This window comes from Sphingomonas sp. Leaf343, assembly GCF_001423765.1.
In the GTDB taxonomy this organism is placed as follows: domain Bacteria; phylum Pseudomonadota; class Alphaproteobacteria; order Sphingomonadales; family Sphingomonadaceae; genus Sphingomonas.
Genome location: NZ_LMPG01000013.1, coordinates 1 through 25349, shown reverse-complemented (window position 1 = coordinate 25349; position 25349 = coordinate 1). Strand labels below are relative to the sequence as shown.

General features: G+C 66.0%; 23 protein-coding genes. 8 read left to right on the top strand and 15 right to left on the bottom strand.

Annotated features, from left to right (window positions below):
* Nucleotides 1–106 precede the first annotated feature (106 nt).
* From ASG07_RS11270 to ASG07_RS11260, 3 genes are read right to left on the bottom strand one after another with little or no spacing between them, the layout of a single operon-like run.
* On the bottom strand, nt 107–583 hold the full coding sequence (locus tag ASG07_RS11270) for a cytidine deaminase (protein ID WP_055846262.1): 477 nt from the start codon (nt 581–583) through the stop codon (nt 107–109).
* Nucleotides 580–1257, bottom strand: coding sequence for a GH25 family lysozyme (locus ASG07_RS11265; protein ID WP_055846258.1), 678 nt, complete (start codon nt 1255–1257; stop codon nt 580–582). The genes ASG07_RS11270 and ASG07_RS11265 overlap by 4 nt, the downstream gene beginning before the upstream one ends.
* The gene (locus ASG07_RS11260) at nt 1250–1732 is read right to left on the bottom strand and encodes a UPF0262 family protein (protein WP_055846255.1); all 483 of its coding nucleotides are present in this window, start codon (nt 1730–1732) and stop codon (nt 1250–1252) included. Before ASG07_RS11260 ends, ASG07_RS11265 begins: the two co-directional genes overlap by 8 nt.
* A gap of 70 nt (nt 1733–1802) precedes the next feature.
* Here ASG07_RS11260 and ASG07_RS11255 point away from each other — a divergent pair, with 70 nt between their 5' ends.
* Nucleotides 1803–3293 (top strand): replicative DNA helicase, encoded by a 1491-nt coding sequence (locus tag ASG07_RS11255; RefSeq protein ID WP_055846251.1) that lies wholly within the window; start codon nt 1803–1805, stop codon nt 3291–3293.
* A gap of 81 nt (nt 3294–3374) precedes the next feature.
* Nucleotides 3375–3674: a hypothetical protein gene (locus ASG07_RS11250; RefSeq protein WP_201781011.1), complete on the top strand. Its 300-nt coding sequence runs from the start codon at nt 3375–3377 to the stop codon at nt 3672–3674.
* A 140-nt stretch (nt 3675–3814) separates the two neighbouring features.
* On the opposite strand, the gene ASG07_RS11245 is transcribed toward ASG07_RS11250, so the two are convergent.
* Nucleotides 3815–4918: a helix-turn-helix transcriptional regulator gene (locus tag ASG07_RS11245; RefSeq protein WP_055846247.1), complete on the bottom strand. Its 1104-nt coding sequence runs from the start codon at nt 4916–4918 to the stop codon at nt 3815–3817.
* Between the two features lie 163 nt (nt 4919–5081).
* On the opposite strand from ASG07_RS11245, the gene ASG07_RS11240 reads away from it, so the two are divergent.
* Nucleotides 5082–5756, top strand: coding sequence for a hypothetical protein (locus ASG07_RS11240; protein ID WP_055846242.1), 675 nt, complete (start codon nt 5082–5084; stop codon nt 5754–5756).
* Nucleotides 5757–5879: 123 nt separating this feature from the next.
* On the opposite strand, the gene ASG07_RS11235 is transcribed toward ASG07_RS11240, so the two are convergent.
* Genes ASG07_RS11235 through ASG07_RS11225 form a run of 3 tightly spaced genes read right to left on the bottom strand, consistent with a single transcriptional unit; the run spans nt 5880 to nt 8689 of the window.
* Nucleotides 5880–6638, bottom strand: coding sequence for a phosphoadenylyl-sulfate reductase (locus tag ASG07_RS11235; protein WP_055846239.1), 759 nt, complete (start codon nt 6636–6638; stop codon nt 5880–5882).
* The gene (locus ASG07_RS11230; RefSeq protein WP_055846235.1) at nt 6631–7065 is read right to left on the bottom strand and encodes a DUF934 domain-containing protein; all 435 of its coding nucleotides are present in this window, start codon (nt 7063–7065) and stop codon (nt 6631–6633) included. Before ASG07_RS11230 ends, ASG07_RS11235 begins: the two co-directional genes overlap by 8 nt.
* A complete protein-coding gene (locus ASG07_RS11225) occupies nt 7058–8689 on the bottom strand; it encodes a nitrite/sulfite reductase (RefSeq protein WP_055846232.1) in 1632 nt (543 codons plus the stop codon). Before ASG07_RS11225 ends, ASG07_RS11230 begins: the two co-directional genes overlap by 8 nt.
* 228 nt (nt 8690–8917) lie before the next feature.
* Between ASG07_RS11225 and ASG07_RS11220 the strand changes: the two genes are divergently transcribed.
* Complete coding sequence (locus ASG07_RS11220) at nt 8918–11959, top strand: TonB-dependent receptor domain-containing protein (protein ID WP_055846229.1); 3042 nt, start codon at nt 8918–8920, stop codon at nt 11957–11959.
* Between the two features lie 46 nt (nt 11960–12005).
* Here the strand turns inward: ASG07_RS11220 and ASG07_RS11215 are convergent, their stop codons facing one another.
* Both ASG07_RS11215 and cobA read right to left on the bottom strand, forming a co-directional pair.
* The gene (locus tag ASG07_RS11215) at nt 12006–12302 is read right to left on the bottom strand and encodes a DUF2849 domain-containing protein (protein ID WP_055846226.1); all 297 of its coding nucleotides are present in this window, start codon (nt 12300–12302) and stop codon (nt 12006–12008) included.
* The gene (gene cobA / locus ASG07_RS11210; RefSeq protein WP_055846223.1) at nt 12299–13102 is read right to left on the bottom strand and encodes a uroporphyrinogen-III C-methyltransferase; all 804 of its coding nucleotides are present in this window, start codon (nt 13100–13102) and stop codon (nt 12299–12301) included. Before cobA ends, ASG07_RS11215 begins: the two co-directional genes overlap by 4 nt.
* 251 nt (nt 13103–13353) lie before the next feature.
* Here cobA and parE point away from each other — a divergent pair, with 251 nt between their 5' ends.
* On the top strand, nt 13354–15330 hold the full coding sequence (parE, locus tag ASG07_RS11205; RefSeq protein WP_055846219.1) for a DNA topoisomerase IV subunit B: 1977 nt from the start codon (nt 13354–13356) through the stop codon (nt 15328–15330).
* 56 nt (nt 15331–15386) lie between these two features.
* On the opposite strand, the gene ASG07_RS17260 is transcribed toward parE, so the two are convergent.
* The 3 genes from ASG07_RS17260 to ASG07_RS11195 form a co-directional block, all read right to left on the bottom strand.
* A complete protein-coding gene (locus tag ASG07_RS17260) occupies nt 15387–15968 on the bottom strand; it encodes a hypothetical protein (RefSeq protein ID WP_156361842.1) in 582 nt (193 codons plus the stop codon).
* A gap of 145 nt (nt 15969–16113) precedes the next feature.
* The gene (locus ASG07_RS11200; RefSeq protein ID WP_082474751.1) at nt 16114–17526 is read right to left on the bottom strand and encodes a hypothetical protein; all 1413 of its coding nucleotides are present in this window, start codon (nt 17524–17526) and stop codon (nt 16114–16116) included.
* A 44-nt stretch (nt 17527–17570) separates the two neighbouring features.
* Nucleotides 17571–18404 (bottom strand): TIGR00266 family protein, encoded by an 834-nt coding sequence (locus ASG07_RS11195; protein WP_055846212.1) that lies wholly within the window; start codon nt 18402–18404, stop codon nt 17571–17573.
* Between the two features lie 155 nt (nt 18405–18559).
* On the opposite strand from ASG07_RS11195, the gene ASG07_RS17885 reads away from it, so the two are divergent.
* Nucleotides 18560–19381: a PEPxxWA-CTERM sorting domain-containing protein gene (locus ASG07_RS17885; protein WP_082474750.1), complete on the top strand. Its 822-nt coding sequence runs from the start codon at nt 18560–18562 to the stop codon at nt 19379–19381.
* Nucleotides 19382–19447: 66 nt separating this feature from the next.
* Here the strand turns inward: ASG07_RS17885 and ASG07_RS11185 are convergent, their stop codons facing one another.
* Together ASG07_RS11185 and ASG07_RS11180 are read right to left on the bottom strand one after the other, a co-directional pair.
* On the bottom strand, nt 19448–20263 hold the full coding sequence (locus ASG07_RS11185) for a DeoR/GlpR family DNA-binding transcription regulator (protein ID WP_055846205.1): 816 nt from the start codon (nt 20261–20263) through the stop codon (nt 19448–19450).
* On the bottom strand, nt 20264–21811 hold the full coding sequence (locus ASG07_RS11180; protein WP_236694648.1) for a glycerol-3-phosphate dehydrogenase: 1548 nt from the start codon (nt 21809–21811) through the stop codon (nt 20264–20266).
* 153 nt (nt 21812–21964) lie between these two features.
* Here ASG07_RS11180 and ASG07_RS11175 point away from each other — a divergent pair, with 153 nt between their 5' ends.
* Together ASG07_RS11175 and glpK are read left to right on the top strand one after the other, a co-directional pair.
* Complete coding sequence (locus ASG07_RS11175) at nt 21965–22759, top strand: MIP/aquaporin family protein (protein ID WP_055846201.1); 795 nt, start codon at nt 21965–21967, stop codon at nt 22757–22759.
* A gap of 21 nt (nt 22760–22780) precedes the next feature.
* Entirely contained in the window at nt 22781–24274 is a 1494-nt protein-coding gene (gene glpK, locus ASG07_RS11170) for a glycerol kinase GlpK (protein WP_055846197.1), read from the top strand.
* A 455-nt stretch (nt 24275–24729) separates the two neighbouring features.
* Here glpK and ASG07_RS11165 read toward each other — a convergent pair whose 3' ends face one another.
* Nucleotides 24730–25200: a hypothetical protein gene (locus ASG07_RS11165; RefSeq protein ID WP_156361841.1), complete on the bottom strand. Its 471-nt coding sequence runs from the start codon at nt 25198–25200 to the stop codon at nt 24730–24732.
* Between the last annotated feature and the right edge of the window lie 149 nt (nt 25201–25349).

Sequence of the window (25349 nt, the reverse complement as noted above, 5' to 3'; positions counted from 1 at the left end):
TCGACTGGTCCGGGCGACACGGAGAGACTGTATCACCGCGAACTTGATGCCAGCGAAGTGCTTCAGATTACGGCGGGAAGTCAGTCGCGCTTCCGACCACGTCCCGTCACTTGCTATCGGGACCCGGATGATCTCGACCGATCCCCAGATCGAGCGGGCCGAACGCATCGGGGAGCAGTTCCGACAGCCGGTAGCTGCGGATCGCATCGCCCTCGGCTGCGCCGCAATGGACCGGCAGGTCGCGGCCGCCCATCTGCGCCGCCTCGTTCAGCACCTGACGGCAGCGGCCACAGGGGCTGACCGGCTGCACGCCGGTCGCGCGTCCGTCCGCATCCATCGCGCCGCCGATCACCCCCACCGCGACCACATCGCGCAATCGGCCCGCCGCGCTGGCGGTGGCGACGGCGACCGTCTCGGCGCAGAGCGACAGGCCATAGCTCGCATTCTCCATATTCGCGCCCGTGACGATGCTGCCATCGGTCATCAGCAGCGCCGCGCCGACCGCGAACCGTGAATAGGGGGCGTGGGCGTGCCGCGCGGCCTCCCGCGCGGCGGCGATCAGGCGGGGGGCTTCGTCATTCATGGTGCCACTACGTCCCAGTTCACGGGTCCCTCAATGCCGTCGACGCGGCGGATATCGGTCGCGCGCCACATCTGCCACGGATGCGCGGCATAGCCGGGGACGAGGAAATAGCCGGTCAGCCATACCGGCCGGGCCAGCGCGGCGGTGACCGTATAGCGCCGCTCGACCGGCTTCGCGATGCGCAGCAGGGCGGGCTTGCCCGTATGCGCCTCCACAATGGTCAGGAACCGGCGCAGTTCGGCGAGCAGCGCGGGACGGTCCGGCCGCGCCGCGCAATCGTCGCGGAACGACAGGTCTACGGCGGCGGGTAGCGCATCGCCGGTACGGGGCACGACCGTGTTGAACGCGTTCGCCTGATCCTTCGCCGGCTGGCACAGCGAATACAGATGCACCGCCCCGCGCCGCATCCCGGCGTCGGGCAGCGCCTGCCAGTTCGCCTCGAAGTTTGGCGCGCGGCGATCCTTGCCGCTGGTCGCGACCAGATAGGCGAAATCCGCCCCGTGCGCGCGGACGGTCGGCCATTCCGGAACCGCCGCATCCTCGTCCAGATCGATGCCCTGCAACGGATAGCGTCCAACCGACGGTGCCCAATGCGTGACATAATGCCAGCCGCCGATCCCCAGCGCGCCCGCGGTCGCCAGCCCGCCGACCAGAACGTGCCAGACCTTAGCCACGAATGTGCAGGACGCAGATCAGCGTGAACAGGCGGCGCGCGGTGTCGAAATCCACCGCGATCTTGCCGTCGAGCCGTTCCATCAGCAGTTCGGCGGCTTCGTTGTGGACGCCCCGGCGGGCCATGTCGACGGTCTCGATCTGTTGCGGGGTGGAGGCGCGGATCGCCTGATAATAGCTGTCGCAGATCGCGAAATAGTCGCGGATCGGCCGGCGGAAACGCGCCATCGACAGGATGAGCGTTTCCAGCGGCGTATCGTCCTCGCGCTTGATCGCCAGCACCAGTCGCCCTTCCTCGACCGAGATGGCGAGACGATAGGGGCCTTCATAGCCGTCCGGCGCGGCGCGCTGCGGCGCGAAGCTGTTGCCCTCCAGCAGGTCGAAGATCGCGATCCGCCGTTCCTGCTCGACATCGGCCGACCGCCACAGGATCGTGCGTTCGTCCAGGGTGACGTCGATGATGCGGCGGTCGGCCATGACTCCGATTACGGTGAACCGCTTGCCCCGGCAATGGCGCGGGGGCGGCCACGGCGCTACAGGACGGCGCATGGCCACACTCGCATTTCCGACTCCCGCTACCCCCGTCGTGGAGCAGCAGCTTCCCCGCAACGTCGAAGCGGAGGCGGCGATGCTCGGCGCGATGATGATCGACAACCGGCTGGCCGACGATCTGGTCGACCGGCTGGAGCCGGTGCATTTCTTCGAGCCGCTGCACGGCCGCATCTTCGCCGCGATCAAGACGCTGCGCGCCAACGACATGCTCGCGACGCCGGTGACGCTGCGCCCGATGTTCGAGGCGGACGAGGCGATGAAGGAACTTGGCGGGCCGTCCTATCTCGCCGGGCTGACCGGATCGGGCGCAGGCCTGATCGGCGCACGCCAGTTCGCGACGCAGATCTACGACCTCGCCATGCTGCGCGCGCTGGTCACGGTCGGCCGCACACTTGTCGACCGCGCGATGGACACCAGCGAGGAGGTGAATCCGCGCGCCCAGATCGAGGCGGCTGAAGAGGAACTCTACAAGGTCGCGGGCGACGGCGGCGCGGAGAACGCCACGAAGACCTTCGCACAGGCGACGACGATGGCCGTCAAGATGGCGGAGCGTGCACTGAACAGCGGCGGCAACCTGTCGGGCGTGACGACGGGCCTCGACTCGATCAACGCCAAGATTGGCGGCATGCACCATTCCGATCTGATGATCCTCGCCGGCCGACCCGGCATGGGCAAGACGTCGCTGGCGACCAACATCGCCTTCAACGCCGCCCGCCGCTGGATGCGCGACATGGCGGACGGGATCGCCCCGGCCGACTCGGTCGGCGCGAAGGTCGCGTTCTTCTCGCTGGAAATGAGCGCCGACCAGCTCGCGACGCGTATCCTCGCGGAACAGGCGCGGATCAGTTCGGAAAACCTGCGCATGGGCAAGATCAGCCGCGCCGAGTTCGCGCAACTCGCGGCGGCGGCGGCGGAACTGGAAAATCTGCCGCTGTTCATCGACGATACCGGCGGTCTCAGCATCTCGGCGCTGCATACCCGCGTTCGTAGATTGCAGCGGCGGCACAATAACGAGATTGGGCTGGTCGTCGTCGACTACCTCCAGCTGCTGACCGCGGGCGGCAAGGGGTCGGAGAACCGCGTGCAGGAAATCTCCGAAATCTCGCGCGGGCTGAAGACGCTGGCCAAGGACATGAACGTACCGGTGCTCGCGTTGTCGCAGCTCAGCCGCGCGGTCGAAAGTCGCGAGGACAAGCGGCCGATGCTGTCGGATCTGCGTGAATCGGGATCGATCGAGCAGGACGCCGACATGGTCTGGTTCGTGTTCCGCGAGGACTATTACGTCGCCGCGAAGGAGCCGAAGCGCCCGACCGAGGGTGACGACAGCCGCGTGTTCGAGGATCACCAGAAGTGGGCGACCGACATGGAACGCGTCTATGGTCTGGCCGAACTGATCGTTGCCAAGCAGCGCCACGGCGCGACGGGCAAGGTCGTGATGAAATTCGATCCGACGATCACCCGCTTCTCCGACTACGCCGGCTATTGAGCGCAGGCAGCGACGGCGTCCGCCGGACGTGCTAACGACCGCGGCGTGACGGACAGTCCGCCGCGGATCGGGAGTGCCTTCATGTACACATGGCCGTATGCGGGTTGGGCGAAAGCCGGCTTCGACGCCTGGGCGCTGGGAATGGAGGCGTCGGCGGTGATCGGCATGCGCGTCGCCAAGATCGCATCGGGAGGCGACGCCGACCAGCGCGAGACGCGCCTGATGATGCAGGAAAAGATGCAGGCGGCGCTGGAACTGCAATTCGCGATGGCGACCGGCGGCCTCGGCTCGACCCCGCTCGCAGGCACGCAGAAGGTGCTGAAGCATTACCGGGGCAAGGTGGGTGCGAATCGGAGGCGGCTGGGGAAAGCCGGGGGGTAAGGCTGCTGCTCGCTGCTGCTAGCTCCCCTTGCCTTGGGGAGGGCTTCGCCAAAAGCGTACGGTCCGTTGAGAAACCTTCCCCCAGCCCTCCCGCAAGCGGAAGGGACGCCAAGAAGCAGGGCCCCGGTTTAACACCTCCCTCAGCAAAACGGCCGGATCGCCAGCACCAGTTCCGTCTGCCGGTTCGTGCCGGTCTTCTCGAACAGCGCCTTGACCTGATTGCGCACCGTTCCCGCCGCTGCCCCGCGATGCCGTGCGACCGTCGCGATGTCGTGACCGTCCGCCAGCATCAGCGCGACCGCCGCCTCGGCAGGGGTCAGGCCATAGGCGGCGCGCAACAGCATGATCGGATCGCCGCTGCGCTGCGGCGTCCGGATCGTCAGGACCGCGCGCGCCGCCGATAGCGGTCCCTCGATCCGGATCGCCAGCGGGACGAGGTCGACGATCGCCGGCTGACGGCCGCGCACCGGGCGCAGCGCCACGGACACCCTGCCGGTCATCGGCCGCCCGGGCGATGTCACCGCGCGGAACGCGTCCTCCAGCGCCGGGTCGGAGCCGCTGGCCGCCGCGACGACGCGACCGTGGCGGATCGTCAGGTGCGTGGCCGATTGCAGGATCGCCTCCGCCGCCGGTGACAGGGATGCGATCTTGCGATCGAACCCCAGCAGGATCGCCGGGCCGGACAGATGCTCCGCCGTTCGCACCAGCGACGCGTCGAGCGCCGTACCCAGCGTCAGGCTGGCACCCATCGTCGCGGCGATGGCGGGGGCGATCGTCTCCAGCAGGCGGCGTTCGTCCATGTCCGCCTCGCCGCTGCGTGCCGGCCTCAGCAGCGCCATCGCCATCTGTGCGCCGTCGGCGGCGTGGCCCAGCGGCACGATGCAGGAATGGGGGATGTCGTACTCCGCGAACAGGCCGGTGTAGATCGGCAGGCGGGCGCGCATCGCATCGGTGCTGAAATCCCGGTCCGTCTGGCATCGGAACGCCGGCCCCCGGATCGCCGCGCGCGTGCGCGGATTATGCGCCGGATCGGGACCGCCCGCGCGCAGGTAATCCTCCTCGACATAGCGGCCGAAGTCCGACAGCAGATTGACGAACAGGCCCCGCTGCGGATCGATAGCGGCGATCTGCGCCGCCGCGCCGCCCGTGGCGCGCGCCAGCGTCTCCAGAGAGCACGCCCAGCTCGTCATCCCCATCGCTGCCTGTCGGAAATGTTCGACCAGCGCCTGTGCGTCCTGCGTCATGCCGTTCCCCCGGTCCGGCGTCCCCACGACGGTATGTTCGAAACTGCATCGAAATACAGGATTTGGAAAGCATCTTATCCCAAATGGGACATGCGCACTGCGCGGCCGCGTCGCAAAAGCGCGGCGGGGATGGACCTGTCTTCGGTCCTACGGGGGAGTTTCTATGACGATCAAGGCCTTGTTTGTACTGACGGCGCTGACTGCGGCAACGCCTGCGGTCGCGCAGGATGCGGGATCGGACGGGGGCATCCGGTTCAGCGCGGCAGTGACCGGTGGCACGCTCGGGGTGGGGCCGGAGATCGGCGCGCGCTTTTCCGATCATGTCGGCGTCCGCGCCAGCGCGACGTTCCTCGGTATCAGCGGCGACATCGATCCGGACGAGATCACCTATGACGGTAAGCTGAAGCTGGAAAGCTATGGCCTGATGGCGGACGTGTATCCGATGGGCGAGCATTTCCGCATCTCGGCCGGCGCGCGGATCAACAAGAACCGCGCGCGGGTGATCGCGACGCCGACGACCAATGTGGAGGTGGGCGACACCACCTACACACCGACGCAGATCGGCACGCTGCGCGGCCGCGCCGAGGTGAAAGAGTTCGCGCCAGCTCTGACGCTCGGCTGGAGCGGCGGCAATCGTCGCGGCTTCATGTTCGGGTTCGATGCGGGCGTGCTGTTCCAGGGATCGGTCAAGATCCGCGAGTTCACGGCGACGGGGTCGCTGTCCAACAACGCCGCATTCCGCGCCAGCCTCGAAGAGGAGCGTCGCGACGTTCAGGACGATGTCGACGATTACAAGATCTATCCGATCGTACAGTTCAGCATCGGCTATCGTTTCTGACAGCCGACACTGGGCACGGGTCTGCGGAGTCGGGGCCGCAGACCCGATCGCCCGATCTCCAGGGGGAGACTGGCCGGGCGCCGCCATCGCGGTGACCCGGCCTTTTTTTGCGTGCTGCTCGCCCTAGAAAGCGGGTTCGTCGCCCGGCAGCGTCGAGACGTGGATGCCGCATTCCACCTTGTCCCATCCGCGCCAGCGACCGGCGCGGGGGTTTTCGCCGGGTGCGACCCTGCTGGTGCAGGGCGCGCAGCCGATCGATAGATACCCCTGCGACTCCAGGGGATGGCGTCGCAGGTCGTGTTCCGCGAAATACGCCTCCAGCCGCTCCTTCGGCCAGTCGGCGAGGGGATTGATCTTCAACCGCCCTTCATCCTCCTCGAACCGTGGCAGTGCGATGCGGGTGCCGGACTGGAAACCCTTGCGCCCCGAGATCCACGCGTCGAACGGCAACAGCGCACGGCGCAGCGGCTCCACCTTGCGCAGGTCGCAACACCCATCGGGATCGTAAGACCAGCGCAGCCCCGTCTTGTCCTTCGCCGCCAGCAGCCGCGGATCGGGCCGGAATACGCGCAGGTCGGTCAGCCCCAGCCGCTCGGACAGCTCGTCCCGGTACGCGAGCGTCTCGCCGAACATCTTCTGCGTGTTGGTGAAGATCACCGGCACGTCGACATCGATGCTTGCGACCATATGCAGCAGCACCGCCGATTCCGCGCCGAACGACGACACCGACGCGACCCGCCCGGCGAGTTCGCCGGTCAGCAACTGGCGCAGCATTTCCGACGCTTCGACCCCGTCGAACCGCGCCTGCATCGCCGCCGCATCCACCGCGGTGAACGCCGGCCGCGCATCGATCATATCAAAGACCCGTGCCGCCTCACCCATGACGCAGCTTCCACACCGGCACCGCCGCATCCGCCGCACGCTGATAGCGGAAATCATACCGGTCGAGCGCCCGCGCCAGCGCGTCCGCATCGATCTCCGCTTCCGGCGCGAAGCTGTCGAAGCCGCAGCGGCGCATCAGCGGCAACTGGTCGACCAGCACGTCGCCCGCCGCACGCAATTCACCGGAATAGCCTGCCTCGCGCAAAATACGCGCCGCCGAATAGCCGCGGCCGTCGCGGAACGTCGGAAAGCTGATCTCGACCAGCGCCAGCTGCTCCAGATGCGGCAGCAGCGCGCGCGCGTCGTCGCCCGCCTCCAGCCGCACGGCGGTGGCGTTGGTCTGGCCCGCCAAAAACGCGTCCAGCGTCACCGCCGGCCCGTCATGCGGGGCATCGTCGCGAAAGCGCAGATCGGTGGGATCAACCATAGATCGCCTCCTTGAACGGCTCCATCCCGACCCGGCGATAGGTGTCGAGGAAGCGTTCCCCCGGCGCCCGTTCCGCCAGATACCGGTCGGTGACGCGCTCGATCGCATCGACCACCCCGTCCTCGGAAAAGCCGGGGCCGGTGATCTTGCCGAGCGACACATCCTCCGCCCCCGATCCACCGAGCAGTAGCTGGTAGTTCTCGGTGCCTTTCCGATCGACGCCGAGGATGCCGATGTGCCCGGCATGGTGGTGGCCGCAGGCGTTGATGCAGCCGCTGATCTTCAGCTTCAGCTCGCCCAGATCGCGCTGCCGCCCCGCATCCGCGAACCGGCTGGCGATCTTTTGCGCCAGCGGGATCGAGCGGGCATTGGCCAGCGCGCAGTAATCGAGGCCGGGGCAGGCGATGATGTCGCCGATCAGGTCGAGGTTCGCCTCCGCCAGACCCGCGTCGGTCAGCGCCTGCCAAACCGCATACAGGTCGCGCGCGGCGACATGCGGCAGGACTATGTTCTGCGCATGCGTGACGCGCAGTTCGTCGAAGCTGTACCGCTCCGCCAGATCGGCCATCACGTCGATCTGGTCCGCCGATGCGTCGCCGGGGATGCCGCCGGTCGGCTTCAGGCTGATCGTGACGATCGCATATCCCGCCTGCTTGTGCGCCCGGACATTCTGGTCAAGCCACACGGCAAAATCGGGGTCGGAGCGGTCGACCGCCGCCGATGCCGCCGGATCGAACGCGGGCGGCGCGAACATCGCGGTGATCCGCGCCAGCTCCGCCGCCGGGGGGTCGAGGCCCAGCGTCTTGACCAGCGCGAACTCCTCCTCGACCTGCCGGCGATATTCGTCGGGGCCGATCTCGTGCAGCAGGATCTTGATCCGAGCCTTGTAGATATTGTCGCGCCGGCCGTAGCGATTGTAGACGCGCAGGCACGCCTCCAGATAGCTCATTAGGTCGTCGGCGGTGACGAAGTCCCTGATCTCGTGCGCGATCATCGGCGTGCGGCCCATGCCGCCGCCGACGAAGATCTTCGCGCCCAGTACGCCGTCCCGTTCCAGCAACTGGATGCCGATATCGTGCAGCCGCATCGCCGCGCGGTCCTCGTCGGCGGCGATCACCGCGATCTTGAACTTGCGCGGCAGATAGGTGAATTCGGGATGGAAGGTCGACCATTGCCGGATCAACTCGGCCCATGGACGCGGGTCGGTGACTTCATCAGCGGCCGCCCCTGCGAACTGGTCGGACGAGATATTGCGGATGCAATTGCCGCTCGTCTGGATCGCGTGCATTTCGACCGTCGCCAGCTCGGCGAGAATGTCCGGCGCATCGCTCAGCGTGATCCAGTTATACTGGATGTTCTGCCGGGTCGTGAAATGCCCATAGCCGCGGTCGTATTTGCGCGCGACATGCGCCAGCATCCGCATCTGCCGGCCGTCGAGCGTTCCATACGGCACCGCCACGCGCAGCATATACGCATGAAGCTGGAGATACAGACCATTCATCAGCCGCAGCGGCTTGAACTGGTCCTCCGTCATCTGCCCCGACAGGCGACGCTGCACCTGATCGCGAAACTCCTCGACGCGGGCGTCGACGATGGACTGATCGTATTCGTCGTACTTGTACATGCGTGGGTCCTGCTCCTCCACAGCGGAGGAGATATGGCGGCACGAATGACCTCATCGGTGCCCGTCTTGGAGGAAATGGCGGCTGTCCCGCCCTCCCGCAACCGAGCGATGCTTGCCCCGGCGGTAGGGCAGCTTTCGATCTCCGCGGCCCCGCGTCGTATAATATATTTGACAAACCATCTTTTGCAGGTGAGTTTTATTGCAGAACATCATCCCGGGGGGGCGAATATGACGCGCATATGCAGGATTCTGCTGAAGGCCGGAGTCGCGACGACGGCATTGATCGCCATGCCGGTCGCGGCGCAGACATCGTCTGCGGCGGCCAAGCCCGACAAGGTCCAGAAGTCGAAGAAGCTGAAGAAGGCCCGTGAGGCCGTTCGGGCCGAGCCGGCGGCCGATGGCGCCGTTGCGGATACCAACGATCAGGAAATCCTGGTGACGGGCACGCGCATCCTGCGTCCGAACATGGAGAGCAACGCGCCGATCACCGTCATCGACGAGGCGTTTCTCAAGGAACGCGGTCTGGCCCGGATTGAGGATGCACTGTCCCAGATCCCGCAGATCACGCCGATGCTGGGGCTGCAGGGTAATAGCTGGACTGCCGGTCGCGCCGGGATCAACCTGCGTCGTCTGGGTCAGGGGCGAACGCTGACGCTGCTTAACGGACAGCGCTTGGACAATGACGTCGGCCTCGTTCCCGGCGCGTTGATCGAGCGGATCGACGTGCTGACCGGCGGTGCCTCGGCGGTCTACGGTTCGGACGCGATCGCGGGCGTCGTCAATTTCATCCTGAAGCGCCGTTTCAACGGGTTGGTCCTTGATGCCGAAGCCAGCGGCTTCCAGCATCACAACGACAATATGACCCTGCTGAAGGCCGGCAAGGAAGCGGGCTATCCCAGCCCGAACGAGCGGTTCTTCGGCGGCGGCAATTTCTACGCGTCGCTGGCGGGCGGGCAGGACCTGTTCGACAAGAAGGTGAACGTCAGCGCCTTCCTGACCTACAAGGAGGCGAAGCCGGTTCGCTTTTCGGATATCGACCAGACGACCTGTCCGCTGATGATGAACCCGTTGAACACCGAGGTCTTCCGTAACGACACCTACGTCTGCAACGGTACGACGTTCAACCAGTATAACTACTTCAACGTCGGCGGCGTGGATTACGCCAACGCGCGTGACGGTTCGCGTTCGTGGCGGCCCTATAGCACGGACGACGAGGTACGGGTGCCGCGCAACGACTTCATCCAGCGCGCGGATCGGACCATCAACGCCGGCATGTTCGTCTCCGCTGACTTGATGGCCGACCTGAAGTTCAACGGCAATTTCATGGTCTCCCGGACCAGACAGAACGCCGAGATCGCCGTCACCGACGCCTTCTACACGGGCGATGTCCGCATCAACTGCGACAATCCCTTTCTGGGGGCACAGCAGGCAGCGATCTTGTGCGGCAGTGCTGCGGGCACCACGGCGCTGGCGGATGCCAGCACCGTCGTCGCGTGGAAGGATCAATTCACGCAGGTCATGGCACCGCGGATCTGGAACTGGCGCGCATCGGGGGCGGTGAGCGGGACGGTCGTCGATTCGATCCGGTTCGAAGCCAGCTATCTGCGGACGCGCGATATCTTCCGCAACTCCACCACCAACACCTATACCGGCGATGTGGACAAGTTCGCGCGGAGCCTTCAGGCGCGCAACGTCAACGGCGTGCCAACCTGTCTGTCGAAGATCGACGGCACCGACCCCGACTGCGTTCCCGCCAACGCGTTCCAGCCCAACTCCCTGTCCGACGAGACTTTCGGATATCTGACGGGCACCGGGCGGAGCTGGCAGCAGAACGACCTGACGGTCATGATGGGCGTCCTGTCGGGAACCTTGGGCGAATACGGGATCAAGAGCCCGTTCGCCGACAGCGGTATCGGTTTCGCGCTGGTCGGCGAACAGCGCAATGTTCGGTCGCAGTCGCGCGGCAGCGGCGTCTGGAGCAGCTGGACCCAGTTCGATGGCCGCGCCCGTGTGCGCGAACTGGCGGGCGAGATCGACATCCCCCTGATCCAGGGCAAGCCGTTCTTTCAGGAGCTGTCGATCAATGGCGGATATCGTGTCTCGGACTACACGACCTACGAGAAGCTCGTCCACACCTGGAAGGCGGAGAGCACCTGGGCACCGGTAGACGGTCTGCGCTTCCGCGGCAGCTACAACCGCGCGGTGCGCGTACCGGTGCTGGAGCGGCTGGAAGGGGAGAATCGCTATCCCAATGTCGGGACGCTGGACCTCTGTTCCCCGCCACGCGCGCCGACGAGCGGGCAGGCGTTGCAGCGCTATACGTTCGATCAATGCTCGATCGGCATGACCCGGGCCCAATATGACGCGTTGACCAGCAACTCGACGTGTGACGCCAACGGGTTCTGCCGGGCCACGCTTATCAACGGCGGCAATCCCGATCTGAAGCCGGAGCGTGGGCGCAGCTATACGGCCGGCGTGGTCATTCAGCCCACCTCCATTCCGGGCTTCTCCGCGACCGTCGACTGGTACAATATCGCCATCACCGGCGCGTTCGAATGGTCGCGGTGGGGAATGGCCTTCGACCAGTGTTATAACGAGAAGATCAACTTCTGGTGCAACATCTACAAGCGCGATCCGCAGACCGGGCGCGTGACCGAGATCGATGCGCGTTACAGCAACTCCGGCCGCACTGAAAGCCAGGGTTTCGACTTCAGCCTCGGTTACAACATCGATCCGCGGCGACTGGGGATCGCCGACAATGCAGGCACCTTCGCCGTCAACTTCTCCGGCACGCTCGCGACCAGGCTAACCCGCCAGTTCGCGCCGAACACTCCGACATGGCAATGCAACGGGTATCACGGCTTCAACTGCGGCGAACCTTCGCCGAAGTGGCGGCATGTCACCGGCATCAACTGGGCATTGCCCTGGGTGAAGGGCGGCGTCGGCCTGACATGGCGCTACACTGGATCGACGAAGATTTCCAAATTGTCGAAGGATACGACGCTTGCGGCGCGTCCGACGCCGACCAACCCGGATGTCTATCCGCTGATCGCCAGGCTGCCGGCCTATAGCTACTTCGACTTCGCGGCCAACGTGGCGGTGAACCGCTATCTCGATCTACGGTTCAACATGCAGAACCTGTTCGACAAGGATCCGCCACTGATCGGAGACGGCCCCTTCGGTGGCGTGGGGCAGTACCAGAACACCTATTCCAGCTATTACACCATCCGGGGCCGGACGTTGCGCGTCGGATTGACGGCACGGTTCTGACGATGGCCAGCCGGCTTGAGCGGGGCACCTCGCTCAAGCCGGCGTCTCAGATCACCCAACTTCCCGCCGCCGGATCGGCGGGCTTCAGGGTCAGGTCCGGCCGCACCGTCGGGCCGAGCGCGCGGATACGGTCCTTGATGTGCGCCGGCCGTGGCCCATCGGGGGTTGCCGTCGCGTCGATCACATACGGTCCATTGACGCGGCGTGCGCCCTCTTCCGCACGGGCGATCGCTTCGCCGTCCGCACCCACGTCGCCCGCATCCTCGACATGACGCGACCAGCCGGAACCGGTCCACCAGATCACGTCGCCTGTGGGCAGGTCGTTCCCCGTCAGCAACTTCATGCCGCATCCTCCACCGCGACGGCTTCAGCGACGCGCGCCCAGCGCGCCAGCTTGTCCTCCGCGTCGGACAGTTCCACGACCTCGCCGACGACGATGATCGCCGGGCTGCGTACCGCCTCGCGCGTCACCATCGGCCCGAGATCGGCGAGCAGCGTCTTCATCGCGCGGTGGCCCGGCTGCGTGCCTTTTTCCAGCACCGCGACCGGCATGTCCGGCGCGACGCCGTCTGCCATCAGCTTGTCGGCGATATCCGATGCAGTCGCAACGCCCATATAGATGACGAGCGTGCGGCCTTGCCCCGCCAGCCCGGACCAGTCCTGTTCGGACAGACCCTTGCACTGGCCCGCCACGAAGCTGACGGCGCTGGAATGATCGCGGTGCGTCAGCGGCAGCATCGCCTCCGCCGCGCAGCCGAGCGCCGCCGAGACTCCGGGGATGACCTCGACCGGCAGGCCGGCTGCGCGCACCGCCTCGACCTCCTCGCCGCCGCGACCGAACACGAACGGGTCGCCGCCCTTCAGCCGGATGACGACGCTGCCCGCCTTCACATGCGCGACGATCAGCGCGTTGATCGCCTCCTGTGGCAGCGTATGCCGCGCCCGCGTCTTCGCGACGGAAATGCGGTGCGCGGTCGCGGGCGCGAGATCCAGCACGCGCGGATCGATCAGCCCGTCGTGGACGACCACCTCGGCCGCCCTCAACGCCTCCACGGCGCGCACCGTCAGCAGGCCGGGATCGCCCGGGCCCGCCCCGACGAGAATGACGCGCCCGCGCGCGTGCGGATCGAGTAAGGTAGCCATGATCCCCGAAATGACGGCGGGAGCGGCGTGGCGCGAGGCACATCTGCTTGGCGAAGGGCTAGTTGGGCTTTGGGGGCACCATTCTTCCCCGGCACGGGGAGGGGGACCGCGCAGCCGTGGAGGGGCGGCCTTCGAGCCGGGTCGCTCGTGGCTGCCCCTCCGTCACGCCGGCGGTGTGCAACCTCCCAGCGGACGGGGAGGATCGAGTCACCGACTTGCCCTCCGCTCCCCCGTACCCCATACGTTCGCGCATGGCCGAGGACCTGTTCGCTGCGCCGCAATCCGGCACCCCCTATGACGCATCGTCGATCGAGGTTCTGGAGGGGCTCGAGCCGGTCCGTCGCCGCCCTGGCATGTATGTCGGCGGCACCGACGAACGCGCGCTGCACCACCTCGCCGCCGAGGTGCTGGACAATGCGATGGACGAGGCGGTCGCCGGCCACGCCACCCGCATCGAGGTCACGCTGGAGCCGGGCAATCGGCTGACCGTCGTCGACAATGGCCGCGGCATCCCAGTCGATCCGCATCCCAAGTTTCCCGACAAGTCGGCGCTGGAGGTGATCCTCTCGACGCTCCATTCCGGTGGCAAGTTCGCGGGCAAGGCGTATGCGACCTCGGGTGGCCTGCACGGCGTCGGCGTGTCCGTGGTCAATGCGCTGTCGAGCGACACGGTGGTGGAGGTCGCCCGGGAACGCGTTCTCTACCGCCAGCGCTTCAGCAAGGGCGTGACGCTCGGCCCGCTGGAGACGGTCGGCGCGGCCCCTAACCGGCGCGGCACCTCGGTCGCGTTCACGCCGGATACTGAGATCTTCGGGCCGGAACTGAACTTCAAGCCGCAGCGGCTGTACAAGCTCGCCCGCTCCAAGGCCTATCTGTTCGCGGGCGTCGAGATCCGCTGGAAATGCGCGCCCGAACTGATCGACGGCGACAGCCCCGCGGAGGCGGTGTTCCAGTTCCCCGGCGGCCTCGGCGATCACCTGCGCGAGCAACTGGGTGCGCGGGAGTGCGCCACCGCCGACTTCTTCGCCGGGCGTCAGGATTTTCCGGGCGATCAGGGCCGCGTCGAATGGGCGGTGGCGTGGCCGCTCTGGTCGGACGGCAGCTATAGCTGGTATTGCAACACCATCCCGACGCCCGACGGTGGCACCCACGAACAGGGGCTGCGACAGGCGCTGGTGCGGTCCTTGCGCCATTTCGCCGAGCTGGTGGGCAACAAGAAGGCCAAGGACCTGACCGCCGACGACGTGATGGTCGGTAGCGAGCTGATGCTGTCCGTCTTCATCCGCGAACCGCAATTCCAGAGCCAGACCAAGGACCGCCTGACCAGTCCGGAGGCCGCCGGCCTCGTCGAGCGCGCGGTCCGCGATCATTTCGACCATTGGCTCGGCCACAATATGGAGCGGGGCAAGGCGCTGCTCGGCTATGTCCTCGATCGCATGGACGAACGGCTGCGCCGCAAGGCGGAGCGCGAGGTCAAGCGCAAGACCGCCACCTCCGCCCGCAAGCTGCGCCTGCCCGGCAAGCTGACCGACTGTTCGGCGGACGATCCGGCGGGCACCGAACTGTTCATCGTCGAGGGCGATTCGGCCGGCGGTTCGGCGAAACAGGCGCGCGACCGCAAGACGCAGGCGATCCTGCCGATTCGCGGCAAGATCCTGAACGTCGCATCGGCGACGATGGCCAAGATCATGGCCAACCAGGAGATCGCCGACCTCGCCCTCGCGCTCGGCTGCGGCACGCGCAAGGACTGTAACGCCGACCTGCTCCGCTACGAACGCGTGGTCATCATGACCGACGCCGATGTCGACGGCGCGCATATCGCGACGCTGCTGATGACGTTCTTCTTTCAGGAGATGCCCGACATCGTCCGGCGCGGGCATTTGTATCTGGCCCAGCCGCCGCTCTACCGGCTGACCGCGGGCACGAAGTCGCTCTACGCGCGCGATGACGCCCACCGCGCCGAACTGGAACGGACGGCGTTCAGGGGCAAGAAGGTCGATGTCGGCCGCTTCAAGGGGCTGGGCGAGATGAACCCCGGACAGCTTCGCGAAACGACGATGGACCCGAAGACGCGCAGCATGATCCGCATCACCCTGCCGCAGGAATATGAGGAGCGGGCGGGGGTGAAGGACCTCGTCGATCGCCTGATGGGCACCAACCCCGCCCACCGCTTTGCCTTCATCCAGGAAAACGCCGCCCGGCTGGACGAGGAAGCGCTGGACGCCTGACGTCGGCCGGACGGAAGAACGGGGCTGATCGACGGTGAGCAGCCCCGCACTCCGATCTATTGGGCCTTGGTTTCCGTAACCTGATTGCTCGTCGTCGTCGTGTTAGGTGTAACGCTGACTGGTTGTACTGGCGGCGTTACCCTCGGACTCGATCGATTGGCGTCCGGGCGAGCACGAGCAATGTCGACCGACGCCGCCAATACGGTCTGAATCAGCATGACGGCTTCTGCCGGACTCAGATTGTTGTTGGTGGCAATTGTACAGACCTGGAATAGTGCAACGTCAGCAAAGGTGGCAACGTCGTTCTTGTCTTGAATGAGTCCGACGGCTTCGGTGATGATTTGTCCGAGGTTGGCATTGACATCCACACTCTCGGGCAGCTTGATGGTCAGTCCACCGTTGCCGGAAATATTCCGGGCTTTGGCGCTCTGCGCACTTTGGATGCAGGCACTCTTAGTGCCGGGATAGATGACCGCCCCTACTGCATGAGAGGGCCATGTGACTACCGTTCCTTGCGTGCCACCGATTGCGAACTGGCCCGGAACGATCTTGTCCGGTCCATACTTCCATTCAAATGGTCCGGTGGCACATGCCGTCAGAGGCATGCACAGCAAGAGCAGATAATAGGATAATTTCATCGATCAATCCCCCCGACCGCGATATTAACCTCGAATATCGTCGCGTATTCCGAAGATGACACGGGAACGGATGCTTCGTAACCCCATGAAGCTGATGATTTATAGGTAGAATCTAAGACGATCGCATCCGAACCGGTGCAGATGTTCAGTCGAACCGCGCGACCGCCGCCGTATGCCCCGGCGCCCGCCGCGCATACACCGCGACCGATTTCCGCCCCAGCGTCACCCGCGCCGTCAACCGGTAATCGCGTGCGATCAGCGCCAGCGCCAGCGCCCGGATGCTCGCGCGCTCACCCTTATACGGTGGCCCGACGACCACGACCGACGGCCCCGCCGCCATCACGCGACGCAACTCCGTGGCCTGATCGACGCCGATCGCGCCCTGCTCCCGTACCCGCGTCAGGTGGCTGGGAAAGACGTAGCGCGACAGCGAACAGCGGCCCGTCGCCGGATAGAGCATCGTGCTGGAGGAATAGACGTAGAGACAGCCCGGCCCGCTGCCCATCGCATGCGCCAGCGTGGCGAACTGTGTCGGAGTCCCGCGACGGACCCGGTCGACGACCAGCGACACCTGCCCGATCACGACCACCAGCGCGATCAGGCCATATCCGATCCGCCGCTGGTCCTGCCTTGCAAGGAACCCGGCGGCCAATGCCGCGGCGGGTACCATCACCGGCAGCGTATAGTGATCGAACCACGGTGCCACGAGCGCGAACGCGATCAGCGCCGCCGTCAGCCAACCCTTCAGGAACCGGCGGGTAAAGACGTCGCCCTCCTCGATCGGCCCGCGCAGCACCGCCATCGCCAGCAACGGCCCGAGGATCACGGCGCAGATCGCCAGATTGCCCGCCAGAGCCCCGAACGCATCCGGCCGTCGTCCCAGAATCGACAGGACATTGGCGTAGAAGAACGCCGTCCACTCACCGATCGCTACATAATACAGCGCCACCGCCAGCGTCGGGATCAGCGCGATGCCGACCAGCAACGCGCCCCGCGCGACCGCCGACCATGCGCCCCGCTCGCACTGGCAGCGGTGCATCAGCCACAGGCCGATCCATACCCCCTCCACGCCCGCGGTGTATTTGATCTGGATCGCGACGCCGACCAGCAGCATCGCCGCAATGGCATCGCGCGCCCGCGCATCCGACCGCGTGGCGAACCACGCCGCCATGGCGACGAACAGATTGTAGAATACCGGCGACTGCCCGCCCTGACCGCCCGCGACCGTCAGCCATGCGAGGTATGCGACGCCCGCCGTCGTCCCGCCCCGCGACCATCCCGCGCGATCGGCCAGCCGCGCGATCAGCCAGGCGGTCGCCGCCGCGCTCGTGAGCGCCAACGCCTGATACAGCCAGATGCCCCACGGCCACGCCAGTGCGGCAGGCAGCAGGTACAGCGCGAACAGCCCGACCGGCTTGCGGTCCCAGATGTCGACGAACGGCACCGCCCCGTTCCCGATCGCGCGGGCGGCGGCGAAATAGAATTCCTCGTCCGAATAGACGATCGGATTGCCCAGCGTCAGCGCCCGCGTCAGCAGCGCCGCCGCCACGATGACCATCAGGCGCGGGACCGCTATCGGGGTCCCGCCAGCCGGCCCGGACATCAGTCGTTGCCGCCGATCCAGTCTCCCAGCGACCCCAGCGCCGATCCCTCGCCACGGTTCTGGCCGCCACGGCTGCCCGCCGCCGCCAGCATCCGTCCCGCAAGGCGGGAGAAGGGCAGCGACTGGATCCACACCTTGCCCGGTCCACGCAACCGCGCGAAGAATACGCCCTCGCCGCCGGAGAACATCGTGCGGATGCCACCCACCGTGACGAGGTCGAAATCGATCGACGGGGTGTAGGCCGCGAGGCAGCCGGTATCGACATGCAGTTCCTCGCCGTGGCGCAATTCGCGCTCCACGACGGTGCCGCCCATCTGCACGAACACCCAGCCGTCGCCGTCCAGCCGCTGCATGACGAAGCCCTCGCCGCCGAACAGGCCGGTCATCACGCGCCGCTGAAACTGGACGCCGATCGATACGCCCTTCGCCGCGGCGAGGAACGCGTCTTTCTGGCAGATCAGCGTGCCGCCAAGATCCGCGAGATTCAGCGGCAGGATCGATCCTGGGGTGGGGGAGGCGAAGGCGACCCGCGCCTTGCCGCGGCCGTGGTGCGTGAACACGGTTGTGAACAGGTTTTCGCTGGTCACCAGCCGCTTGCCCGCACCGAGCAGCTTGCCCATGAAGCCGCCGCCGGCATCGCCCGATCCGTCGCCGAACACCGTCGTCATCTCGATCGACGCGTCCTTCCACACCATCGCGCCGGCCTCTGCGACTGCGCTTTCTCCCGGATCGAGTTCGATCTCGACGAATTGCAGTTCCTGTCCCTTGATCTCGAAATCGACGTCGTCGGCTACGCCGCTGCGGCGGCGATGCGTCCAGGGGGAAGTGGTCACGGCAATATCTCCACGCTCGATCCGGGGCAGCGCGTTCCTAGCCTAGCTGCCGGGCCGGGCGCCACGCCGGATGTGCTGTTCGGGCTGTTTGCCCCAAATTGACAGGTGTTCCGAAACCGGCCTAGCGTCGGCCGGTATCGGGGGAATGATTCACAATGCGCAGAATGTTGGCGGTGCTCGCTTTCACCGCGACGGCGATGCTGTCAGGCACGGCGGATGCAGGGACGTTGGTCGTCGGGGGCGATTTCACGCCGACCTTCTCGTTGAACGCGTTCGATGCGGGCGACGCGGGAAATCGCCTGTTCTACGATCGCCTTCGCGGCGGCGCGATGCGCGTGGTGATCTCGCAACGCACCTTCTCGACCTTCGCCAACGAAAATCTCGTCCGGTTCTTCGGTGAAACGCCGGGCGTGCAAGTCGTGCAGACGCCGGGCGACATCACCGCGGATGTCCTCGCCGGGGCCGGCCTGCTGGTGCTGCAATTCCGTAGCGACGCATTCGCCGGCGACGAGATGACGGCGATCGACCGCTACGTCCGTGCCGGCGGCAACCTTTTGCTGGTCGGGGAGGCGTCCAGCCTCAACACGACCTTCCCCGGCCCGGCCTTCACCGAGGGTATGCAGGCGAACGCGGCCGCCAACGGCCTGCTGGCGGGGCTCAATTCCTCGATCCGCATCGTCAACGACGATGTCGGTTGCTGCGGCACTCTGGTCGCGAACGGTGCGCAGATCGGCAACGATCCGCTGACGGCGGGCATCGCCAGCTTCCGCTACGGCTATGCCACCTCGGTGTCGGGCGGCACCGCCTTGTTCTTCGCACCCGACGCGAACGGCGTCCTGAAGCCGTTCTTTGCCGCGGAGACGCTGGACGCCATCGCCGTGGTTCCGGAACCGGCGACGTGGGCAATGATGATCGCCGGCGTCGGTCTGGTCGGCGGCGCGGCGCGGCGGCGGCGCGCCACGCTGGCGATGACCTGAACGCGGGACGGGGGCCTGATTTCGGGGCTTGAGCGCGAGCTCCCTCCCGCGCCCGTGCCGGCGCGATCAGCGCGTGTCGGTTTCGACGATCCGCACGGCGTGGCGGGCGCAGGCGTGGCGCAGGCCGGGGTCGAGGATGCGGTCCGTCACCCAGTGGTCGATCGCGTCCAGCGGCCCGACCCGGACGGGGGCGGCCCGCCCGATCTTTGACGAGTCGGCGACGAGGATGACCTGACGCGCGTGCTGCATCAGCGTGCGCGTGACCTGCACCTCGTCCACCGCGAAATCCATCAGGCTGCCGTCCGGATCGATCGCCGACGCACCGATCAGCGCGTAATCGACCTTGAACGACCGGATGAATTCCATCGCCAGCGCACCGACGACGGCGCGGTCGCTCTGGCGGACCTGACCGCCGACGACGACCATGTCGATGTCTTCGCGCCCGTTCAGGATGTCGACGACGTTCAGGTTGTTGGTGACCACCATCAGGTCGCGGTGCTGCGCCAGATGGCCGGCCACCGCCTCCGTCGTGGTGCCGATGTTGATGAACAGCGATGCGCCGTTCGGGATCAATGCCGCCGCCGCCCGCCCGATCGCCGCCTTCGCGCCCGTCGCAACGGTCCGGCGTATGCCGTAATCGAGATTGTCGACGCCCGACGTCACGATCGCGCCGCCATGCACCCGCGACAGCATCGACCTGCGCGCGAGCAGGTTCAGATCCTTGCGGATCGTCTGCGGCGTGACGCCGAACCGCTCCGCCAGGTCGTCGACCATCACGCTGCCGGCCCCGCGCGCCAGTTCCAGGATGCGGCGATGCCGGTCCGCAATCGCATCGGCGCTAGTGGCGATGTCTGCGCCAGCGATCGGATCGGTCTTCGCCATCTAGGCTATCGCGGCCGGGCTGGTGATCTTGCGACGCGCCGAGAGATAGGAGTCGATCCGCTGCGCCGTGCCGGCGGGAACGTGCAGGCCCAGCTTGCTACGCCGGAACAGCATGTCCTCCGCCGTCGTCGCGAACTCTTCGGCGTGTAGATAGTCGACTTCGCGCGCGGACAGGCCGGCGCCGAAATCCTCGCCCAGATCAGCCACGGTGCGCGCGTCGCCCAGCAGCATGTCGGTACGGATGCCGTATGCGCGGGCGAGACGGCGGAGCAGCGGCTGCGGCAGGTGCGGATAGCGGCCGGTCAGTGCGTCGAGATAGCGCCCGAAATCGGCATCGGGCATGTCGCCCCCCGGCAATGTCGCGCCTGCCGTCCACGCCTTGCCCATATCCGGGAAGAACGGCGTAAGTTCCCGCAGGGCGTGTTCGGCCAGCTTGCGGTAGGTGGTGATCTTGCCGCCGAAGACGCTGAGCATCGGCGCGCGACCGGGGCTGCCGTCGAGATCGAGGACATAGTCGCGGGTCACGGCGGAGGCGTTCGCCGCATGGTCGTCGTAGAGGGGCCGGATGCCCGAATAGGTCCAGACGATGTCATCCTGCGCGACCGGCCGTTCGAAATAGCGGTCGACGGTTTTCAGCAGATAGTCGATCTCGCCCTGATCGATCGTCGCGCGGCCCGGCTCGCCCTGCCACGCTTCGTCCGTCGTGCCGATCAGGGTGAAATGCTCCTGATAGGGGATGGCGAAGACGACGCGCCTGTCAGGGTTCTGGAGCAGGAAGGCATGATCGCCCTCGTACAGGCGCGGTACGACGATATGGCTGCCCTTGATAAGGCGGACGCCGCGGTCGCGGCGCGCATCGGCAACCTCGCCCAGCACCGCCGCGACCCACGGCCCGGCTGCATTGACGATGGCACGGACACGAACGTCTCGCCGGCTCTGGCCATCCGCGATCGTCGCGATCCACCCGCCGTCGCGGTCCTCGGCGCGCCGGGCCGTCACCAGCCCGGTGTGGGTCATGATCCGCGCGCCGCGATCGGCCGCGTCCCGCGCGTTGAGCGCGACCAGCCGGCTGTCCTCTACCCAGCAATCGGAATAGACGAACGCTTTGGGGTCGCCCATCTTCAGTCCGTTGCCGACGCTGTCGCGATCCAGCGCCACGGTGCGCGTCGCGGGCAATCGCTCGCGCCCGCCGAGATGGTCGTACAGAAACAGGCCCAGTCGAACGAGCCACGCCGGACGCGGCGAATGGCTCTGGGGCAGGACGAACTCCAGCGGCCAGATGATGTGGGGGGCCATCCGCCACAGCCGTTCGCGCTCGATCAGCGCTTCCCGCACCAGCCGGAACTCGTAATATTCCAGATAGCGGAGGCCGCCATGGATCAGCTTGGTGGAGGCGGAGGAGGTGTGGCTGGCGAGATCGTCCTTTTCCACCAGCATCACGGACAGGCCGCGACCGACCGCGTCGCGGGCGATGCCGACGCCGTTGATTCCGCCGCCAACGACCAGCAGGTCGGCGTCGAACGCGGCGGATGCTATCTGCTGAGCCAAAAGGCACCTCGTCTCTCGCCGGATACACGCCCGGTTTCGAAAATGAATATGACGACCTTCGTTCGAACTTTCAAACGAAAGGATTGACGTTCGTCCGAAAGGTCGTGACAGTGTTCGTGCAAGGGCAGGCATGGTCCTGCACCGGGGGTGGATATGACAGGACGAGTCGGTCTCAGGGGCGAACTGATCTCGGAGGCGCTGGCGGTCGCGATCATCATCACATTGGGTGATTCCGCCGCCGCGATGCTGATCCTGTACGATCCAAGCCCCTACGCCACCGCCTATTGGGGCGTCTGCATCGCCTGGGGTCTGGCGGTGACGATCGCGATCTACGTCACCGGCGCGGTGTCGGGGACGCACGCCAATCCCGCGGTCACGCTGGCCCTGACGCTGTTCCGCGATTTCCCGCGTCGAAAGGTGTTGCCCTATGTCGCGGCGCAGGTCGTCGGCGCGATGATCGGCGCGGCTTTGGTCTATCAGCTGTTCGGTCCGGTGATCGAGGCCTTCAACACCGCGCATGGCCTGACACGCGCGGGCGGCGGCGCGGCGGGCGTGTTCTTCACCGCGCCCGGCGCGCACATCACGCCGATCCACGCCTTCTGGGACGAAGTGGTGCTGACCGGCATCCTGCTGCTGGGCATCTTCGCGATCACCGACGAGTTCAACACGCAGGCGCCGATGGCGAACGCCAGCGCGCTCATCATCGGCCTGCTGGTCGCCTGCATCGGTGCGTCGGCGGGGTATCTGGAGGGATGGCCGATCAATCCGGCACGCGATTTCGGGCCGCGCCTGTTCTGCTGGCTGATGGGCTGGGGCGATTCCGCGCTGCCCGGTCCCGACAACTACTGGTGGGTACCGATCGCCGGGCCGCTGGCCGGCGGTGCTGCCGGCGCCGCGGTCTACCAGTATCTGGTCCGACCATATCTGCCGCCCCGCGCGACTCAATAGACGATCACTGGGAGAGAGACGTTGGCCGACCGCACGCATATCCTGGCGATCGACCAGGGCACGACATCGACCCGCGCGATCGTCTTCGACGCCGACACGCGTCCCGTCGCGACGGCGCAGACCGAATTCGCGCAACATTATCCGCGGCCCGGCTGGGTCGAGCATGATCCGGAGGATATCTGGCGCGACACGCTGTCGACGGCGCGTCAGGCGATCGCCCAGAGCGGCGTCGGGGCGGACGGCATCGCGGGTATCGGCATCACCAACCAGCGCGAGACGGTGGTCGTCTGGGATCGGGCGACGAGCGCGCCCATCCACAACGCCATCGTCTGGCAGGACCGTCGCACTGCTGATCTGTGCGCGCATCTGAAGGGGGAGGGGCACGAGCCTGCCGTCCGCGCGAAGACTGGGCTGCTGCTCGATCCGTATTTCTCCGCGACCAAGCTGGCGTGGATCCTCGACCATGTCGATGGCGCGCGGGAGCGGGCGGAGAAGGGTGAACTCGCGTTCGGTACGATCGACAGCTTCCTGTTGTGGCGGCTGACCGGCGGCGCGGTGCACGCGACCGATGTGACCAACGCCGGTCGGACGATGCTGTACGACATCCATGCGCAACGCTGGGACGAGGCGCTGTGCGCACTGTTCGACGTGCCGATGGCGATGCTGCCGGAGGTGCACGACAACAGCCATATCTTCGGCCACACCGCCGCAGGATTGTTCGACGCCACGATTCCCGTTGCGGGCATGGCGGGCGATCAGCAGGCGGCTCTGTTCGGACAGGCGTGTTTTCAGCCGCGCATGGCCAAATCGACCTACGGAACGGGCTGCTTCATGCTGCTCAATACGGGCGAGGAGGCGGTCGCATCCGAAAACCGCCTGCTGACGACGCCGGCCTATCGGCTGGATGGCCGGATCACCTATGCGCTGGAAGGATCGATCTTCATCGCGGGCGCAGCGGTGAAATGGCTGCGGGACGGCATCGGCGTCATCACCCATGCCCGCGAAACCAACGACATGGCGACGCAGGTTCCGGATAGCCACGGCGTCTATATGGTGCCCGCCTTCGTCGGACTGGGCGCGCCGCACTGGGACCCAGACGCACGCGGAGCGATCTTCGGGCTGACGCTGGGATCGACGCAGGCGCATCTGGCGCGCGCGGCGCTGGAGGCGGTGGGATACCAGACGATGGATCTGGCGGAGGCGATGGTCGCGGACGGTGGCGATCCGCCCGCCACGATCCGCGTCGACGGCGGCATGGCCGCGAACGACTGGCTGTGCCAGTTTCTGGCGGACATGCTGCAGGTGTCGGTCGAGCGACCGCGACATCTGGAGACGACGGCTCTGGGCGCGGCATTCCATGCCGGGCTGGCCACGGGGGTCTGGGCCGATCTGGATGCGCTGGCGGCGACCTGGGTGCGAGGCGACTGTTTCGAGCCGAAGATGGATGCCGACGCCCGGGCGACGCTGGCGGCCGGCTGGCACGCTGCACTGGCGAAAACCCTGACGAAGGTTTGAAACCTCGATCCGTCACTGAGACAGATGCTGGTGACCCCTACGGGAGGCGTCGAATTGTTCGAGCGGATCGTGAAATCAAAGGCTTAGCAATTGCCATTGGTTGGTTTCGTCTCGGACTTGTAGCACCTTTTGGAGGTGTTCAATACAGTCAGCAGCCTTCCCATTCAGACAGAGCTTTGGTTGGACAGCTCGACCCAATCCCGGTTGATCGCGGGCACTTTTGGCTTCCCCACTTCGACCACTCGTTCATATCGCGGGAGCGCCGATGGAAACGGCTTGGTTTGGGGCAGTGATTGCCCTCAGAGAAAGCTCGCCAGCGTGCGCGGTGTTGAGGACGCAAATATGTTCCCAATGCTCGTTCCCTGGATCTAGATACACCACATGCGTGTTAGCCTGAGCCAACGCGCCCAACGCCAGATTTAGGATCTGCTGCGGTATCTCCTCCAAAGCTTCATTCATATGTTATCGCCATCATCGACGTTCATTCTGGCCACGTCGTCTTGGATCATGTCGTAGATGCCCATATTCATCGCGAGCAAGCCGCCGTCACTGAGCAAATCGAGCTCAACGAAACCCGCTCTCTTGAAGATGACCCAGATGTTGCGTTCGCCTCGTTCCAGCCAGAGTTGAATTGCGATGAGCCGCCGGCGCATCAACTGGCACTCATGCTCGTCCATCTCGCCGGGCCAAGCGCCCTCGTGGAACAGGCGATGGACAAAGTAATCACGTTTATCCTTGATCCATCTCAAATAGGCGATGTCAGCATGGTCGACGTTTTGGCGTTCGAGAATCTTGATCAACGATCCCAGCGTCGAACCCTCTAGCAAAGCCTTTTTCGCTACCGATCGCTCCCATGCACCCTGATCAGGTCCGAGCGCCTTTCGCAACTTGACGCGGTCGCACATGTGCATTGCTGAGATGAGCATGCTCTCAAATTTGCCGACTGCGAGATAAGCTCCGGCCATCTCTTGGCATGACGTGTTCCCCAAAGCTCTACCAGTCATAACTGGAGTCCGGGGTTAGTATGGTGCCCCTCGGGGCGGTGTTGCACAACCCGCCTGGCAGCATCGGCGGG